At 68.7% G+C, this 14,929-nt stretch carries 16 protein-coding genes; 6 read left to right on the forward strand and 10 right to left on the reverse strand.

What is annotated here, in order from left to right; genetic code table 11:
* Positions 1 to 273 precede the first annotated feature (273 nt).
* Positions 274 to 1,038: an SDR family oxidoreductase gene (locus DIS04_RS19430; RefSeq protein WP_245904639.1), complete on the forward strand. Its 765-nt coding sequence runs from the start codon at positions 274 to 276 to the stop codon at positions 1,036 to 1,038.
* 141 nt (positions 1,039 to 1,179) lie between these two features.
* Positions 1,180 to 2,112, forward strand: coding sequence for a 3,5-dioxohexanoate:acetyl-CoA acetone transferase (gene kce, locus DIS04_RS19435; RefSeq protein ID WP_111415446.1), 933 nt, complete (start codon positions 1,180 to 1,182; stop codon positions 2,110 to 2,112).
* Positions 2,113 to 2,443: 331 nt separating this feature from the next.
* On the opposite strand, the gene DIS04_RS19440 is transcribed toward kce, so the two are convergent.
* The 8 genes from DIS04_RS19440 to DIS04_RS19475 all read right to left on the reverse strand — a co-directional run bounded on the left by DIS04_RS19440 (position 2,444) and on the right by DIS04_RS19475 (position 10,082).
* Positions 2,444 to 3,556 carry an SMP-30/gluconolactonase/LRE family protein gene (locus DIS04_RS19440; RefSeq protein ID WP_111415447.1) on the reverse strand — a complete coding sequence of 371 codons (1,113 nt, stop codon included), beginning with the start codon at positions 3,554 to 3,556 and terminating at the stop codon, positions 2,444 to 2,446.
* Positions 3,557 to 3,761: 205 nt separating this feature from the next.
* A complete protein-coding gene (locus tag DIS04_RS19445; protein WP_111415448.1) occupies positions 3,762 to 4,850 on the reverse strand; it encodes a metal ABC transporter solute-binding protein, Zn/Mn family in 1,089 nt (362 codons plus the stop codon).
* 37 nt (positions 4,851 to 4,887) lie between these two features.
* A complete protein-coding gene (locus DIS04_RS19450) occupies positions 4,888 to 5,778 on the reverse strand; it encodes a metal ABC transporter permease (RefSeq protein ID WP_111415449.1) in 891 nt (296 codons plus the stop codon).
* The gene (locus DIS04_RS19455; RefSeq protein ID WP_179951312.1) at positions 5,775 to 6,506 is read right to left on the reverse strand and encodes a metal ABC transporter ATP-binding protein; all 732 of its coding nucleotides are present in this window, start codon (positions 6,504 to 6,506) and stop codon (positions 5,775 to 5,777) included. The genes DIS04_RS19450 and DIS04_RS19455 overlap by 4 nt, the downstream gene beginning before the upstream one ends.
* Complete coding sequence (locus tag DIS04_RS20590) at positions 6,506 to 6,655, reverse strand: hypothetical protein (protein ID WP_179951313.1); 150 nt, start codon at positions 6,653 to 6,655, stop codon at positions 6,506 to 6,508. The genes DIS04_RS19455 and DIS04_RS20590 overlap by 1 nt, the downstream gene beginning before the upstream one ends.
* Positions 6,656 to 6,776: 121 nt before the next feature.
* On the reverse strand, positions 6,777 to 7,442 hold the full coding sequence (locus DIS04_RS19465) for a hypothetical protein (RefSeq protein WP_111415452.1): 666 nt from the start codon (positions 7,440 to 7,442) through the stop codon (positions 6,777 to 6,779).
* A gap of 107 nt (positions 7,443 to 7,549) precedes the next feature.
* A complete protein-coding gene (locus tag DIS04_RS19470) occupies positions 7,550 to 8,386 on the reverse strand; it encodes a class I SAM-dependent methyltransferase (protein WP_111415453.1) in 837 nt (278 codons plus the stop codon).
* Between the two features lie 163 nt (positions 8,387 to 8,549).
* A complete protein-coding gene (locus DIS04_RS19475; RefSeq protein ID WP_111415454.1) occupies positions 8,550 to 10,082 on the reverse strand; it encodes a winged helix-turn-helix domain-containing protein in 1,533 nt (510 codons plus the stop codon).
* 114 nt (positions 10,083 to 10,196) lie between these two features.
* Here DIS04_RS19475 and DIS04_RS19480 point away from each other — a divergent pair, with 114 nt between their 5' ends.
* Positions 10,197 to 10,682 carry a TspO/MBR family protein gene (locus DIS04_RS19480; RefSeq protein ID WP_111415455.1) on the forward strand — a complete coding sequence of 162 codons (486 nt, stop codon included), beginning with the start codon at positions 10,197 to 10,199 and terminating at the stop codon, positions 10,680 to 10,682.
* 83 nt (positions 10,683 to 10,765) lie between these two features.
* Entirely contained in the window at positions 10,766 to 11,362 is a 597-nt protein-coding gene (locus DIS04_RS19485; protein ID WP_111415456.1) for a malonic semialdehyde reductase, read from the forward strand.
* A gap of 31 nt (positions 11,363 to 11,393) precedes the next feature.
* Here DIS04_RS19485 and DIS04_RS19490 read toward each other — a convergent pair whose 3' ends face one another.
* Positions 11,394 to 12,398, reverse strand: a complete 1,005-nt coding sequence (locus DIS04_RS19490) for an aldo/keto reductase (RefSeq protein ID WP_111415457.1) — start codon at positions 12,396 to 12,398, stop codon at positions 11,394 to 11,396.
* A gap of 95 nt (positions 12,399 to 12,493) precedes the next feature.
* On the opposite strand from DIS04_RS19490, the gene DIS04_RS19495 reads away from it, so the two are divergent.
* Entirely contained in the window at positions 12,494 to 13,717 is a 1,224-nt protein-coding gene (locus DIS04_RS19495) for a YbfB/YjiJ family MFS transporter (protein ID WP_111415458.1), read from the forward strand.
* Positions 13,718 to 13,720: 3 nt separating this feature from the next.
* Here the strand turns inward: DIS04_RS19495 and DIS04_RS19500 are convergent, their stop codons facing one another.
* Positions 13,721 to 14,140 (reverse strand): DUF6746 family protein, encoded by a 420-nt coding sequence (locus DIS04_RS19500; protein WP_111415459.1) that lies wholly within the window; start codon positions 14,138 to 14,140, stop codon positions 13,721 to 13,723.
* A 159-nt stretch (positions 14,141 to 14,299) separates the two neighbouring features.
* Here DIS04_RS19500 and DIS04_RS19505 point away from each other — a divergent pair, with 159 nt between their 5' ends.
* Positions 14,300 to 14,890 carry a DUF4202 domain-containing protein gene (locus DIS04_RS19505; RefSeq protein ID WP_111415460.1) on the forward strand — a complete coding sequence of 197 codons (591 nt, stop codon included), beginning with the start codon at positions 14,300 to 14,302 and terminating at the stop codon, positions 14,888 to 14,890.
* Positions 14,891 to 14,929: the final 39 nt, after the last annotated feature.

Below are 14,929 nucleotides of genomic sequence, written 5' to 3' on the forward strand. Positions count from 1 at the left end.
CCTGGCGCGACATCTCGGTGCCCTACAACATGAGCCGCACCATGGACAACCTGCCCTCGCTGGAGAAACTCGAGTCCTGCATGAACCAGTAATGGCGGTACCGGGCGGGCTCCGCGCGGCCCGTTGCGATCCGCGCGACCTGTTCATGGGCCATCCGCTGGCCTTCGTGCTCGCCGGCCCGGCGTCGCTGATGCTGGGCTATCGAGCGCCGGGTCGCGGCGGCTGCCGTCGTGACCGTTCCAAGATCCTAAGGGGTAAATGTTGATGAAAGTCATGGCTAGCCTGATACCGCGCCCGGGGCTCAGGGTGCTGATCACCGCCGGCGCCAACGGCATCGGCCTGACCATGGCCCAGGCCTTTCACGAGGCAGGGGCCCGCGTGCATGTCTGCGATATCGATACCCAGGCGCTGGCCGCGCTGCCCGCAGGCATCGGCCGCAGCGTCGCCGATGTCAGTCAGGAAGGCGACGTCGACAGGCTGTTCCGGGAGGCCGCGGCCCTGGGCGGCCTGGACGTGGTGATCAACAACGCCGGCATCGCCGGACCCACCGCCGGGATCGAGGAGATCGACGACGAGGCCTGGACCCGTACCATCGACGTCAACCTCAACGGCCAGTACCGGGTCGCCCACCGGGCCGTTGCGCTGCTGCGCGAGAGCCAGGGGGTGCTGATCAACCTCTCCTCGGTGGCCGGGCGCCTGGGGCTTGCCTATCGCACTCCCTACGTGGCCAGCAAGTGGGCCATCGTCGGCCTGACCAAGAGCCTGGCCAGCGAGCTTGGCACCGAAGGGGTACGGGTCAATGCCATCCTGCCCGGCATCGTGCGTGGGCCGCGCATCGAGAGGGTCATCGCCGACCGGGCCGCCAAGCGCGGACTCAGCTACGCCGAGATGGAGCAGGAGTACCTCTCCAGGGTTTCCATGCGGCGCATGGTCGAGCCCACCGACATCGCGGCCATGGCGCTGTTCCTGTGCGCGCCGGGTGGCGCCAACATCTCGGGCCAGGCGCTGAGCGTCTGCGCCAACGTCGAAGCGCTGTAATCGACACATCGGCCAGCGCCTGACGACCGGCACCGGTTCGCCGCTGCCGGCCGGCTCGGTCGCGCTCATCCCCCCTTGCCTGCTGGCTCATCGGCTCCGTGCCGATCGCTTCTGGCCCGGACCTACCTGGAGAGATTGCCCATGGCATCGCAACGCAAGGTCATCATCACCTGCGCCCTGACCGGCGCGATCCACACCCCCTCCATGTCGCCGCACCTGCCGGTCACCCCGGAGGAGATCGCCGAGGCGGGAATCGCCGCCGCCGAGGCGGGGGCCGCCATCCTTCACCTCCACGCGCGTGACCCGCACACCGGCAAGCCCACCCAGCAGCCGGCCATGTTCGAGCGCATCCTGCCGCGCCTCAAGGGGGGCACCGATGCCGTGCTCAACCTCACCACCGGCGGCAGCCCGCACATGAGCGTCGAGGAGCGCCTGCGGCCGGCCATCGAGTTCCAGCCCGAGCTCGCCTCGCTGAACATGGGCTCGATCAACTTCGGCCTGTTTCCCATGCTCGAGCGCTACGACAGCTTCGAGCACGAGTGGGAGAGGGAGCACCTCGAGAAGAGCCGTGACCTGGTGTTCAAGAACACCTTCGCCGACATCGAAACGACCCTGACGCTGGGCGCGCAGAGCGGCACGCGCTTCGAGTGCGAATGCTACGACATCGGCCACCTCTACAACCTGCGCAACCTGATGGATCGTGGCTTCATCGGCGGCCGGGTCTTCGTGCAGAGCGTCTTCGGTATTCTCGGTGGCATCGGTCCACATGCGGAGGACGTGCTTCACATGCGCCGCACCGCCAACCGGCTGTTCGGCGACGACTACGAATGGTCCGTGCTGGGTGCCGGCAGCCATCAGATGCGCATTGCCGCGCAGTCCGCCGCCATGGGCGGTCACGTGCGTGTCGGCCTCGAGGACTCGCTGTGGCTCGCGCCGGGCAAGCTGGCCGAGAGCAATGCCAGCCAGGTGGCCAAGGTGCGCGAGGTTCTCGAAGGGCTCTCCTTCCAGATCGCGACGCCCGACGAGGCCCGCGACATGCTGCAGCTGAAGGGTGCCGCCAGGGTCGGCTTCTAGACGGGTAAGGGCGCTTCCAGGGCGGCTCAGGCGAAGATTCGTTCGAACTCGTCAGAAAAAGTCGGAGGAGGTCGGAGCGGACCTCCCGGGTGAGCGTCGTTGCATCGCGCTCGGCTGTGGATAAATCTGTGCATAAATTGGTGAACTTTTGTGCGTAGGGTGTGAGATGCAGCGATGATCCGCCATGTGCCACGCAAATCGCACCTCTCCATGAAGGAAAACGACGCTTCGGCACCTGCACCCCTCGCGCTCCCTTCTGGCAGTTCCGGCCCGCCTGACGAGCGGAGGGCAGGTGCCCTCCGCCTGGGAGCCCGCAGCAGCCGGAACGGGGCTAACCGTTGCCGGCCCAGACCGCGACCCCCTGGGTCTCGACGTAGACGGCATACAGCGACTGGCTGGCGGTCATGAACAGGCGGTTGCGCTTGGCGCCGCCGAAGCAGACGTTGGCGCAGGGTTCGGGCAGGTGAATCTTGCCGATCAGCGTGCCGTCGTCGGCGTAGACGTGCACGCCGTCGTGGTCGTCGGCATCGAACAGCCCGCCGAAGATCGCCCCGCACCAGAGGTTGCCGTCCATGTCCGCGGCCATGCCGTCGATGAACCCCGGCCCGACCTCGGCGAACTGGCGCTCGTTGGCCAGGCGGGTGCCGTCGTCGACGACATCCCAGACCAGGATCTGGTGGGGATGGTCGGGTGTATGGGTGCCCCCCGTATCGGAGACGTAGAGGCGGGAGTAGTCGGGCGAGAAGGCAATGCCGTTGGGCTTGGCGACCTCGGCCATCTTCTCCAGCCGGCCGCTGTCGGGATCGAGGCGATAGACGGCTTCGGGCAGCTCGAAGTCGGCGACATGCCCTTCGTAGTGCATGAGGATGCCGTAGCCCGGGTCGGTGAACCAGATGCCGCCATCGGGATGGACGATGACGTCGTTGGGGGCATTGAGCGGCTTGCCCTCGAACTCGTCGGCCAGCACGCTGATGCTGCCGTCGTGCTCGGTACGGGTCACCCGTCGCGTGTCGTGCTCGCAGGTCAGCAGGCGCCCTTCCCGGTCCCGTGTGTTGCCATTGGCGTTGTGCGATGGCTCGCGAAAGACGCTGACCTCGCCGGTCTCCTCCAGCCAGCGCATCTGCCGGTTGTTGGGGATGTCGCTCCAGACGAGATAGCCGCCGTCGCCGACGTAGACCGGCCCCTCCGACCAGCGGAAGCCGGTGGCCAGGCGCTCGACCGCGGCATTGGCCAGGCGGTAGGCGCCGAATCGCTCGTCGATGATTTCGATGGCCGGGTCGGGATAGGCGACCGGGGAGCCATCCCAGGGGCGCTGCTGGGCGAGCAGGCCCTGGGGCTTGAGCGCCGCGGCGGCGCCGGCGGTGGCCGCCACGCCGAGGAAGGCGCGGCGTGAGAGAGGCGCGGTGGGCCACGCCGCGAGGTCGTGCTGGGTGTCGTCATGCATGCTTCATACTCCCTCTGTGTTGTTCTGCAGGGGGGCGAGCCCGCCCGGGCGAAGGCCGGGGCGGGGCGCGGGAGATGGATCGCGATGAGCGGCTATCCAGCATAGTCGCGCTGCGTGGCGTTTGCGCCTCCAGGCCGTTGCCGAACGGACAACGAAAAAGGCGCCCCCTTGCGGGTGGCGCCTTGTGGTGGCTAGCGGAACGCCGCTAGTGCTCGTGTCCGTGGTCGTCGTGGCCGTCGTCGTGCTCGTCGTGGCCATGGGCGTCATCGCCTTCCCGGTCGTCATGACCCGCCTCGGCCAGGGCGTCGTGCAGCACCTGGGCGTTGTGACGCATCATGCCGAGATAGGTGCTGGCCTCGCCTTCGGCCGCCAGGGCGTCGGCGTAGAGCGTGCCGGCGATGGGCAGGCCGGTCTCCTCGGCGAGCTGGTTGATCACCGCCGGGCTGGTCATGTTCTCGTGGAACAGCGCGCGCACGTTCTGTTCGCGGATCACGTCGATCAGCTGGGCCATGTCGGCGGCGCTGGGCTCGGCCTCGGTGGAGAGCCCCACCGGCGAGAGGAAGCGGATGCCGTAGGCATTGGCGAAGTAGCCGAAGGAGTCATGGCCGGTGATCACGCTGGTGGACGCCGGGATCTCCCCCAGCAGCTCGCGGATCTCGGCGTCGGTGGCCTCCAGCTCGTTGATATAGCGCTCGGCGTTCTCGCGGTAGGCCGCCTCGTTGTCCGGATCCGCCTCGATCAGGCCATCGCGGATGTTGCCCACGTAGACCTTGCCCATGGCCAGGTCCTGCCAGCCGTGCGGGTCGTCGTCGCCATGGTCGTGGTCGTCGTGGCCAGCCGCTGCTTCCTGGCCGTGGTCGTCATGGTCATGGTCGTCATGCCCATGGTCATCGTGGTCATCTTCATGGTCGTCGTGACCGTGAGCATGCACGTTGTCGTGGCCGTGGTAGTCGAGTTTGTCGATGCCGTCGCTGGCGGTGACCAGCGGGCCGTCGTAGTCGCTCGACTCGATCAGCCGCTCCATCCAGCCTTCGAAGCGCAGGCCGTTGAACACCACCAGGTCGGCCTCGGCCAGCGAGCGCGCGTCGCGGGGGCTGGCCGAGAACACGTGGGCATCGCTGTCGGCGCCGACCAGCGGCGTGACCTCCACGTGCTCGCCGCCCACGTTCTGCACCATGTCGGCCAGGATGCTGAAGCTGGTGACAACCTGGGTACGCTCGGCGGCCATGGCGGCAGGCAGCGCCAGCAGGGCCGAGGCGCCAAGGGTCAGGGCGGGGAGAGTCGCGTGTCGCATGAAAAGCTTCCTCGGAGGATGGGCGGTGCGTGCCCGGTCAGTGGGGTTCGGGAGTGCCGAGCGGCGCGGCATGCCGGCGCAACTTGGCGATCAGGCTGTGATGGCGGCCGAACAGGGCGGAGAGCACATAGCCCACGCCGGCCAGCAGGATGATGGCCGGCCCGGAGGGGATGCTGAGGTGATACGACAGCAGCAGCCCGCCGGTGCTGGCGATCATCGCCAGCCCCACGGCGATGCCGATCAGCCCCTCCAGGCGCTTGCTCCAGAAGCGCGCGGTGGTGGCCGGCAGCATCATCAGGCCCACCGCCATCAACGTGCCCAGGGTCTGGAAGCCGGCGGTGAGGTTGAGCACCACCAGGCCGAGGAAGATGCCGTGTACCAGGCCCCCCTGCATGCCCTGCCCGCGCAGGAACAGCGGGTCGAGGCACTCCACCACCAGGGCGCGGAAGATCAGCGCCAGGGTGATCACGATCACGCTGCTGATCGCGGCGATCAGCAGCAGCGCGGTGGTATTCACCGCCAGGATCGAGCCGAACAGCACGTGGGTGAGGTCCACGCTGCTGCCCCCCAGCGAGACGAGCATGACGCCCGCCGCCAGCGAGATCAGGAAGAAGCTAGCCATCGCCGAATCCTCGCGATGGCCGGTCATCTGCGACACGCTGCCCGCCAGCACCGCGATCAGCAGCCCCGAGAGCACGCCGCCCAGGCTCATGACCGGCAGCGAGAAGCCGGCCAGCAGGAAGCCCAGCGCCACCCCGGGCAGGATGGCGTGGGCCATGGCATCGCCGATCAGGCTCATGCCGCGCAGCATCAGGAACACGCCCATGGGCGGGGCGGCCAGCGACAGGGCCAGGCCGGCGACCAGGGCGCGGCGCATGAAGCCGTAGTCGAAGGGAGCGACCAGCCACTCGTGGAGCAGTTCGATCATGCGCCGACCCCCGGCATGCCCAGCACCAGCCGCGCCGAATCGGCGGCGCTGGGCTGGCTGCGCAGCACCTCCTGGGCCGTGGTCCAGCGGGCATGGCCGTGGTGCAGCACCACCACTTCCTCGGCCAGGCGGGCGAGCTGCTCCATGTCGTGCAGCACCACGATGATGGTGACGCCGTCGGCCGCCATCTCGCGCAGTACCGTCATCAGCACCTCGACGGTTTCCGCATCGACGTTGGCGAAGGGCTCGTCGAGCAGCAGCAGCTCGGCCTCCTGCATCAGGGTGCGGCCGATCAGGGCGCGCTGGCGCTGCCCGCCGGAGAGCTCGCCCAGCGGGCGGTGGGCCAGGTGGGAGATGCCCAGGCGCGCCATGACGTCACGGCCGCGCCGGTAGTGGCGGGCACAGTAGCCGGTGAGAGCGCCGTGGCTCGGCCAGCTGCCGGTCATCACCAGCTCTTCCACGCTCATGGGAAAGGTGAGGTCGAGCGCCAGCTGCTGGGGCAGCCAGGCGCGCCGCTCCCTGGGCACCGCGCAGAGCACCTTGCCCTTCATCGGGCGCAGCATGCCCATGATGCCCTGGATCAGCGTGCTCTTGCCGGCGCCGTTGGCGCCCACCAGGGCGGTGATGGCGCCGTCACGGAAACGCCCGCTCACGTGCTCGAGCACGGTGCGGCCGGCCTGGGCCAGCTGCAGGTCGTGCAATTCGAGGCGTGAAGGTTGCGCCGCCATCAGCCCCACCATCCTGCCGCCCAGGAGACGGCGAGCCAGAGCACGCTCAGCGGCGCGACGGCCAGCAGCAGGCGGCGCGTGGCGGCAAGCGACATCAATGAAAAGTGGCACGGCCCTTCGGGGCGGTGCCGATGTGTGCGGTGTGCCATGGGATGGCCCTTGAAGGACAAATTAAGATATAACATAACAAACAACAGGGCGGCGTGGGAACCACCCCGACGAGGGATCATCCCGTTTCAGGTGGGCGGGGCCCCGTCACGCCAAGTGCGGTCAATAGCGCAGGGCGACCCCCAGCTGGTTGGGCGCCACCAGCAGCGCGTACTCGCCCTCCAGGTGCACGTCGCCCAGCGAGGCCCGTACCGGCTTGAAGCGGTTGATCGCCAGCGAGGCCTGGCGCGGCTGGGTCTGCAGCTGCAGCTCGCTGACCAGCATGCCGGTGGCGAAGTTGATCGCCCCGTCGCGGCCGCGGCCGTCGCCCACGCCGATCAACAGCCCCGACGCGGCGTTGATCGCCAGCGACCCCAGCCGAGCCTCCAGGCTGCGGCGCTGGCGCTCCTCCTCGGCCACCGCCTGCAGCAGCCGGCGGGCACTCTCGATGTCGCCGTCGCCTTCACGCAGCTCGCGGTAGGCGGCCGGGTGCGGCTGGCGATCCAGCAACGTGCCGGCCAGCGCCAGGGCCGACTTCACCACGCCCACGCGCGCATCGTAGCGGTCGTCGCGGTCGTCCGCCTCGCTGGCCTGATAGCCGTTGAACGCCAGCGACGTGGCGTAGACCCCGGCCCAGCCGTACTGCCATACGTTGGCCTGGCGTTCGCCGCGGGCCAGGGCATCCTCGTAGGCCTGGTATTCGCGCTCGGCGGATTGTGCCAGGGTCAGCGGTGAGGCGAGGAGCATCAGGACAGCGCACGCGAACGGCAGGTAGGGAGGACGGGGCATGAGGGCATTCCTTGTCGGGTCATCGGGCGTGGTCGCTGTCATTACAGCACAAGACGAACGCCGGGAGCGCCAAAATGGCGCTCCCGGCGCTGGGGAGGTACGCCCGCCTAGCGCGTGATGACGACCTCCAGGTACTCCGAGGGCACCACCATGGTGCCGTCGTTGGCGCGGTTGTGGGCTTCGATCAGCGCGAGGATCTCGCCCCGCAGCGCCTGGCCGGCCTCGTCATCCAGCGCTTCGAATGCCTTCAGCGTCGGCCCGTAGTAGGTGCGGAACACGTCCAGCCAGTGTTGGGGCGACTGGTAGCGGAAGGTGAAGTGCTGCGGCTGGGCCTCGATTGCCTGGACGTACGGGCCGAAATGCGTGTCGAGGAATTCCCGCGTCCCCCACGCCGCCGGAGAGCTGACGCCCGCCGGCGGCGCCACATAGCGGCCGATGGTCTTGAACAGCTGGCCGATGAAGCCCGCCGGGGTCCAGTTGGCCAGCCCGATCTTGCCGCCGGGCCGGCACACGCGGCGCAGCTCGGCGGCGGCTTGGGCCTGGTTGGGCGTGAACATCACGCCGTAGGTGGAGATCACGTTGTCGAAGGTGGCATCGGCGAACGGCAGGTTCTCGGCGTCCGCCGTCTGGTAGTCGATCGCCAGCCCCTCCGCTTCGGCACGCCTGGCGGACTTGGCCAGCAGCGCCTCGACGTAGTCGGTGGAGACGACCTTGCAGAATCGCCGGGCCGCGGCCAGCGAGGCGTTGCCGTTGCCTCCGGCCACATCGAGCACGGACTGGCCGGCACGCAGGTCCATGGCTTCGCAGAGCCGTTCGCCGACGATCTGCAGGGTGACGCCGATGCGCGCATAGTCACCGGCGCCCCAAACCGCTTGTTGCCTGGTCTTGATCGCCGCGTAGTCGGGGCTGGCGGCCTGCGACTCGAGCGAGGGAGAGAGTGTCATGGCAGAACTCCTTGGTTGGTTGGTCATGGCGCTGCCGTCGGTCATCCCGGGAACTTCCGTACGGCAGGGTCAGGCTATGCCGCACCGGCGACGGCGGCTTGCGGGCCGCATGGGGATTGGCGGGGAATTGCGTGATGAAACGGGGGGCAAGCGCGTGGCGGGGCTACAGCGCCAGCAAGCGCGTGGCATGTTTCTGCCCGACCAGGGCCGCCACCTGCTCGGCGGTCAGGTCGGGCTTGATGCGGTAGGCATCGTCCAGCGCCTGGCGCGCCAGGTCGTGCCGGCCGTCGAGGCGGTGGATGGCGGCCAGCACGATGCGGGGCATGTAGCAGCGGTCGTCACGCTGGCAGGCCAGTTCCGCCTGCTCGCGGGCGGCGGCGTGATCGCCGAGAACCAGGTGGGACATGGCGAGCACCGCGCCCCAGATCGACAGGCGACTGTCGAGCGGGCTGATGCGAATGCCATGGCGCAGGTGGACCACCGCGTCGCCCGGGCGATTGCCGGCCAGGTACACCGAGCCCAGCGCCGCCCACGCCTGGGCGTTGGCCGGGTTGAGCTCCAGCGCCTTGCGCAGGATCGGCATGCCGCGCTCGGGATAGCCGATATCGGCCAGCGCACAGCCGGCGTAGCCGAGCACGATCGAATCCATGCTGTCGAGCTGCAGTGCGCACTCCGCGGCTTCGAGCGCTTCCGCCCACGCCTGCTCGCGATCGTTCATCAGGTCGAAGCGATGCCCCAGGCCTCGTACCAGCGAGAGATGGGCCGCCGCCAGGGCGAACTCCGGCTCCAGCCGCCAGCTGCGCCGCAGCAGGTCCGCCGCCGCCGAGAAGGACTCATGATGCCAGCCCTGCAACGCCAGGATGCCGCTGGCCTCGAGATAGAGCTGGCGTGCGCTGCGCTCGCCGTCGAGGCTGCGCACCGTGCGGTAGATGGCGCGGTGCAGCTGCGGTTCCAGCTTGGCGATGATCCGGGGCACGCCGGCTTCGAGGGCCTCGCTTACCGGGCCGTCCAGCGTGAAGGTCTCGGCCCACAGCCGGAAGCCGGCCCGTGCATCGGCAAGGTGCACGGTGACGCGCAGGCGCGCCGCGCCCGCGTCGGGCCACGCCTGCACGCTGCCCTCCAGCACGTAATCGACCCCCAGCGCCTCGTGGATCTCGCGTGACGTCGGCGCCACCGGGCGCTCGAGATAATGTCCACTCTGCGCGCTCAGGCGCAGCAGCGGTACCCGCGTGAGGACCGAGCTCAACTCGCCGGCCAGCGCCTCGGCGAAGCGCACGAGTTCGGGCGCATCGGCCAGCGCGCGTAGCGGCAGGACGAGCAGGGCGGGGTCGGCGTCGCCGTGGGTCGGGGCCGCCGCGGGCGCGGGTTGCTCGGGTGCGGCCGCGTCGGTTTGGGTGACCCTGGCGGTGAAGCGGAAGCCGCGGCCGCGCACCGTGCGGATGTAGATCTGGGTGTCGCCGCTGTCGCCCAGCGCGCGGCGTGCCTGCTTGATGCAGGAAGCGACCGTGGCATCCGAGACGATCCGTCCCGCCCACACGGCATCGATCAGCTCGTCGCGGCTGAAGACCCGATCCGGATGCTGGGCGAAATGCACGATCAGGTCGAAGACCATCGGTTCCACGCGGCGCAGCTCGCCCCGTCGACGCAGCTCGTAGTGCGCCGTATCGAGTTCGAATTCGTCAAACCGAAGGGTCATGGCGTTGCGCCGTCGGGCGTTCCCTGGGGGCCGTCAGTCTGGTTTAGAGTATGGTGCAGGGACCGCACAATCGCCTCGTTCCAATGGCGATGCCGAGCCGCAAAGGAGTGAAACATGCACGCCGCCTCTGACGCCCCCCGCCAGCCGCTGGCGATCCTGCTTGGCTGGCTGCTGCTGGTCGGTCTCGTCGCCATGACTGGCGTGCTCACGCCGCCCGGCGCCTGGTATGCCGACCTCGACAAGCCGCCGCTCACCCCGCCCGACTGGGTGTTCCCGCTGGCCTGGACGACGCTCTACCTGATGATGGCCGTGGCCGCCTGGCGGGTCACGCTGCGGGTGCCGGCCGCCGAGCGCATCACGGTGCTGTGGCCGTTCGTCGCCCAGCTCGCCGCCAACGGGCTGTGGTCGATCCTGTTCTTCGGCCTGCACTGGATCGTCGTCGCCCTGGCCGACCTGCTGCTGCTGTGGGGCCTTATCCTGCTCACGATCAGCCGCTTCGCCCGCGTGTCGTCACTCGCCGCCTGGCTGCTGGTGCCCTACCTGGCCTGGGTCAGTTTCGCGGGGTATCTCAATGCGGGTATCGGCTGGCTGAACGGCTAGCGCCGGCGGGATCGCGCCGGCAGTGACCGGCCGGGGACGAAAGCGTAGAGTGCTAAGTAGCCCACCGCGACCCGGAGAGTGACATGCCTCGTCAGCCCCTCGACGACACCGCGCTCGACATCGTCTTCCGCGAAGCGCACACCCACTACGGCTTCCGGCCGGAGCCCGTCGACGAGGCCGCGCTGCGCCGACTCTACGACCTGCTCAAGTGGGGGCCGACCTCGATGAACTGCCAACCGGCGCGCTATGTCTTCGTGATGAGCGAAGAGGGCAAGTCGCGCCTGCTGCCGGCGCTCTCCGAAGCCAACCGCGACAAGGCCCACGAAGCCCCGGTCACCGTGATCGTCGCCGTCGACACGCACTTCTACGAGCACATGCCTCGCGTGTTTCCCAGCTCGCCCAACGCCCGCCAGCGCTTCGCCGAGAACCCCGACAAGGCCAGCGACACGGCCTGGCGCAACGGTACCCTGCAGGGCGCCTACCTGATCATTGCCGCCCGCATGCTGGGGCTCGACGTCGGCCCCATGAGCGGCTTCGATCACGCCATGGTCGACGAGGAGTTCTTCCCCGACGGCCGCTACCGCAGCAACTTCCTGGTCAACCTCGGCGTGGGCGACCCGGAAAGCCTGCGGCCGCGGGGGGAAAGGCTGGCGTTCGAGGAGGTGGCGGAGGTGGTTTGAGGTGGTGCCAGCCAGCTCTTTCTCATCTTATCTACCCCCCAAACTCCTCCGTATCGATCTCCGCCTGCAGCGCCTCGCTGTAGCGGGCGCCGGCGACCTGGTCCACTGTCAGCAGTTCGTTCAGCCGCTCGAGGGTGGAGGCGTCCAGGCGCAGGTCTTCCGCCGCCAGGTTCTCGCGCATGTGGGCGGTGGAGCGGGTGCCGGGGATGGGAATGACGTCGTCGCCCTGGGCCCTGAGCCAGGCGAGGGCGAGTTGGCCGGTGGTGGCGTCCCGTTCGCGGGCGATGGCCTGGAGCTTTTCGAGCTGGCGCAGGTTGCGCGGCAGGTTCTCGGCGCTGAAGCGCGGCATGCCGCGGCGCACGTCGTTGTCGGTGAGCTGGGTGGCGTCGGTCACGGCTCCTGCCAGGAAGCCTCGCCCCAGCGGGCTGAAGGCGACCAGCGCGGTGTCGGCCTCGCGGCAGGCGTCGAGCAGGGCGATCTCGGGGTTGCGGGTCCACAGCGAGTATTCGGACTGCACCGCGGCGATGGGATGTTCGGCCCGGGCGCGGCGCAGGGTGACGGCGGAAACCTCCGAGAGCCCGATGGCGCGCACCTTGCCCTCTTCCACCAGCCGCCCCAGGGCCCCGACGCTCTCTTCGATGGGCACGTTGCGGTCCAGGCGGTGCAGGTAGTAGAGGTCGAGGTGGTCGGTACGCAGGCGCTCGAGGCTCGCCTCGCACTGGCGGCGGATCGTCTCGGGGCGGCCGTCGATCACCTTCCTGCCGAGTTCGGGGTCCATGGCCATGCCGCACTTGCTGGCCAGCAGGATGCGGTCGCGCTTGCCGGCCAGTGCCTTGCCCACCACCCGCTCGTTGGTCGTGGCGCCGTAGAGGGTGGCGGTGTCGAAGTGGCGATAGCCCATCTCGAAGGCTTCCTCGAGGGCGCGCAGCGCTTCGGGCTCGGGCACGGGGTTGCCGTAGCCGTGGGAGAGGTTCATGCAGCCCAGGCCGATGGTGGGGGAGGCCACTTCCTTCCAGCGGCTAAAGAAGGTCGACATTCGGTACCTCACTATTTTGTCTGGGTCGGCGGTTAGGTTGCTAAAGGTTATAGTACGAGCCGTGAGAATCAATGCCACTTCCGGGAGTGCCAGGCATGGCCACGTCGCTCGACCTTTCCCCGCGCTATCGGGTCCTGCTGGCCGGGGTGTTCAGCCAGATACTGTGCATCGGCGTGGCGCGCTTTGCCTATACCCCGCTGCTGCCGGTGATGCAGCAGCAGACCTGGCTGAGCGATGCCCAGGGCGGCTGGCTGGCCGCCCTCAACTACGCCGGCTACATGCTGGGGGCCCTGGTGGCCGCCTCGATGCACAGCATCCGGCTCAAGGATACCCTCTACCGCATCACGCTGCTGCTGGCGGTGGTCTCCACCGCCGGCATGGCCCTGGCCGAGAGCTTCTGGCTCTGGGCCGCCATGCGCTTCGTCGCCGGCTTCTCGAGCAGCGGTGCGATGCTGCTGGCCTCAGGGCTGATCCTGCACTGGCTGATCGGCCACCGGCAGCGCGGTGAACTGGGCATCCATTTCGCCGGGCTGGGCATCGGCATCCTGGTGGCGGCCCTGGCGGTCGAGCTGATGCTGCGCCTCGCCCTGGATTGGCAGGCGCAGTGGTGGGGCTTCGCCGCCCTGGCCGCGGCGCTGCTGGTGCCGGCCTGGCGCTGGCTTCCGCGCCCGGAAACGCCCCTGGCGGGCGCGGCCGACAGCGCCGCGCGCGAGTCGACGCCGCCCACCCGCACGTTCATGCGCCTGATGCTGGCCGCCTACTTCTGTGCCGGCTACGGCTACGTCATCAGCGCCACCTTCATCGTCACCATCGTCGAGCGCGAGCCGCTGCTGGCCGGCGCCGGCAACTGGGCCTTTGCCCTGGTGGGGCTGGCCGCCGCACCGACGGTGATGCTGTGGGACCTGGTCGCGAGGCGTATCGGCTACCTGGGGGCTCTGATCACCGCCATGGCCGTCCAGGTAGTGGGCATACTGCTGCCGGCGCTGACCAGCAGCCTGGCAGGGGTGCTGCTCAGCGCGGTGCTCTACGGCGGCACTTTCTTGGGCTGCGTGAGCCTGGTGCTGACCATGGCCGGCAGGCTCTACCCGCAGAGCCCGGCCCGCTTGATGGGCCGCATGACCCTGGCCTACGGCCTGGCCCAGATCGCCGCCCCGGCGTTGACCGGCATGCTCGCCGAGGCCACGGGGCACTACGGCCTCGGCCTGTGGCTGGCCGGTGGCTTCGTGGCGCTGGGGGCGCTGCTGCTCGCCTGGCTGCGGCGGGTGGACCGCACCGCCCAGCGGCTGGATGCCGAGGCGACGCTATCCCCGGCGGGGTGAAGGCTACTGCATCAGCGTCCTGATCTGGTCGAGGTACGCCTTGCCGCTCTCACGCATGTCCTGATCCTGGCTTGACGCGCTTGCGCGTACTTCCTGAACCCGGTCACGCATGGTACCGACTTCTTCCTCGACCTTGGCCAGGGCATTCTCGATGTCCTCGGTGAGCTGCTGGATGATGGCCCGGTCGCCGTCGGTCAGCTCTTCCTTGTCCATCAGCACGTCGAGCAGGTCGTTGCGCAGCTCCAGGGCGTCCACGGCCTGCTTGAGGGTCTCGATGGGCTGGCCCTGGGTCTGTTCGAGCTCCTCCCTGAGTTCCGATTCGATCTGGTCGTCCTCCGGGTCGACGCTGGCGTCTTGCGCTTCGGCATGAGCGACGCCGAGCGCAAGCACGGCGAGACAGGGGAGCAGGACGGTACGTTTCATGGCGCTACCTCTCCGTGGTGTTCTATAGGTATGTTCTTAAGTTAGTTGGAATACAGTGGGTTACAAGTATTGGTTTGCCTGAACCGAAGAAGAGTTGAGTTGCCGGCGCCAGGCTCGGATGCGGTATGCTGTGACGATAACGACTTGCAGGATATTCCTATGCCAGATCAAACGCCGTTTCAGCGTGCCATCGCCGAACTCGATGCCCTGCATGCCGAGGACCCCCGCCGGGTGGAAGTCGAGGGCCGCTCCCTGCCGCTGGAGCTGTGGCATGCGGGGCGCATGAGCGCCTGGCTGGAGCGGGTGGTAGACGCGCCGAGCGAGCTGGTGCGCATCGCGGTGCGCTCGCAGCATCTGCAGCGCTGGGAGGTGCCGCGCAGCGAGTACCCGGAGGGGCGCGTGGGCTATCTCACCTGGCGCCGCGACCAGGGCAAGCGGGCCGGCGAGACCACGGCGCGGGTGATGGCGGCCGCCGGCTACTCGGCGCAGGACGCCGCCGAGGTCGCGCGGATGATCCGCAAGCAGGGCCTGGGTCGCGATCCCGGCACCCAGGCGGTGGAGGATTGTGCCTGCCTGGTGTTCCTGGAGAACTACTTCGCCGACTTCTCCAGGCAGGTGGAGCACGAACACCTGGTGCGCATCGTGCAGATGACCTGGAAGAAGATGTCACCGCGAGCCCGCGAGCTGGCGCTGGCACTGCCAATGAGCGGTGAGGCACGAGCCGTTGTGGAGGAGGCGCTGGCCGGCTGACCGCGCCACCACGGCCGCGAGGCGATGCCAGGCGCGGGC

Source organism: Billgrantia lactosivorans (assembly GCF_003254665.1).
GTDB lineage: Bacteria > Pseudomonadota > Gammaproteobacteria > Pseudomonadales > Halomonadaceae > Halomonas > Halomonas lactosivorans.

What these genes read in the sequence shown, in the direction of transcription:
- DIS04_RS19430 (WP_245904639.1), top strand. Translation starts at nt 274, where the DNA reads ATGGCTAGCCTGATACCGCGCCCGGGGCTCAGGGTGCTGATCACCGCC.
- kce (WP_111415446.1), top strand. Translation starts at nt 1,180, where the DNA reads ATGGCATCGCAACGCAAGGTCATCATCACCTGCGCCCTGACCGGCGCG.
- DIS04_RS19440 (WP_111415447.1), bottom strand. Translation starts at nt 3,556, where the DNA reads ATGCATGACGACACCCAGCACGACCTCGCGGCGTGGCCCACCGCGCCT.
- DIS04_RS19445 (WP_111415448.1), bottom strand. Translation starts at nt 4,850, where the DNA reads ATGCGACACGCGACTCTCCCCGCCCTGACCCTTGGCGCCTCGGCCCTG.
- DIS04_RS19450 (WP_111415449.1), bottom strand. Translation starts at nt 5,778, where the DNA reads ATGATCGAACTGCTCCACGAGTGGCTGGTCGCTCCCTTCGACTACGGC.
- DIS04_RS19455 (WP_179951312.1), bottom strand. Translation starts at nt 6,506, where the DNA reads ATGGCGGCGCAACCTTCACGCCTCGAATTGCACGACCTGCAGCTGGCC.
- DIS04_RS20590 (WP_179951313.1), bottom strand. Translation starts at nt 6,655, where the DNA reads ATGGCACACCGCACACATCGGCACCGCCCCGAAGGGCCGTGCCACTTT.
- DIS04_RS19465 (WP_111415452.1), bottom strand. Translation starts at nt 7,442, where the DNA reads ATGCCCCGTCCTCCCTACCTGCCGTTCGCGTGCGCTGTCCTGATGCTC.
- DIS04_RS19470 (WP_111415453.1), bottom strand. Translation starts at nt 8,386, where the DNA reads ATGACACTCTCTCCCTCGCTCGAGTCGCAGGCCGCCAGCCCCGACTAC.
- DIS04_RS19475 (WP_111415454.1), bottom strand. Translation starts at nt 10,082, where the DNA reads ATGACCCTTCGGTTTGACGAATTCGAACTCGATACGGCGCACTACGAG.
- DIS04_RS19480 (WP_111415455.1), top strand. Translation starts at nt 10,197, where the DNA reads ATGCACGCCGCCTCTGACGCCCCCCGCCAGCCGCTGGCGATCCTGCTT.
- DIS04_RS19485 (WP_111415456.1), top strand. Translation starts at nt 10,766, where the DNA reads ATGCCTCGTCAGCCCCTCGACGACACCGCGCTCGACATCGTCTTCCGC.
- DIS04_RS19490 (WP_111415457.1), bottom strand. Translation starts at nt 12,398, where the DNA reads ATGTCGACCTTCTTTAGCCGCTGGAAGGAAGTGGCCTCCCCCACCATC.
- DIS04_RS19495 (WP_111415458.1), top strand. Translation starts at nt 12,494, where the DNA reads ATGGCCACGTCGCTCGACCTTTCCCCGCGCTATCGGGTCCTGCTGGCC.
- DIS04_RS19500 (WP_111415459.1), bottom strand. Translation starts at nt 14,140, where the DNA reads ATGAAACGTACCGTCCTGCTCCCCTGTCTCGCCGTGCTTGCGCTCGGC.
- DIS04_RS19505 (WP_111415460.1), top strand. Translation starts at nt 14,300, where the DNA reads ATGCCAGATCAAACGCCGTTTCAGCGTGCCATCGCCGAACTCGATGCC.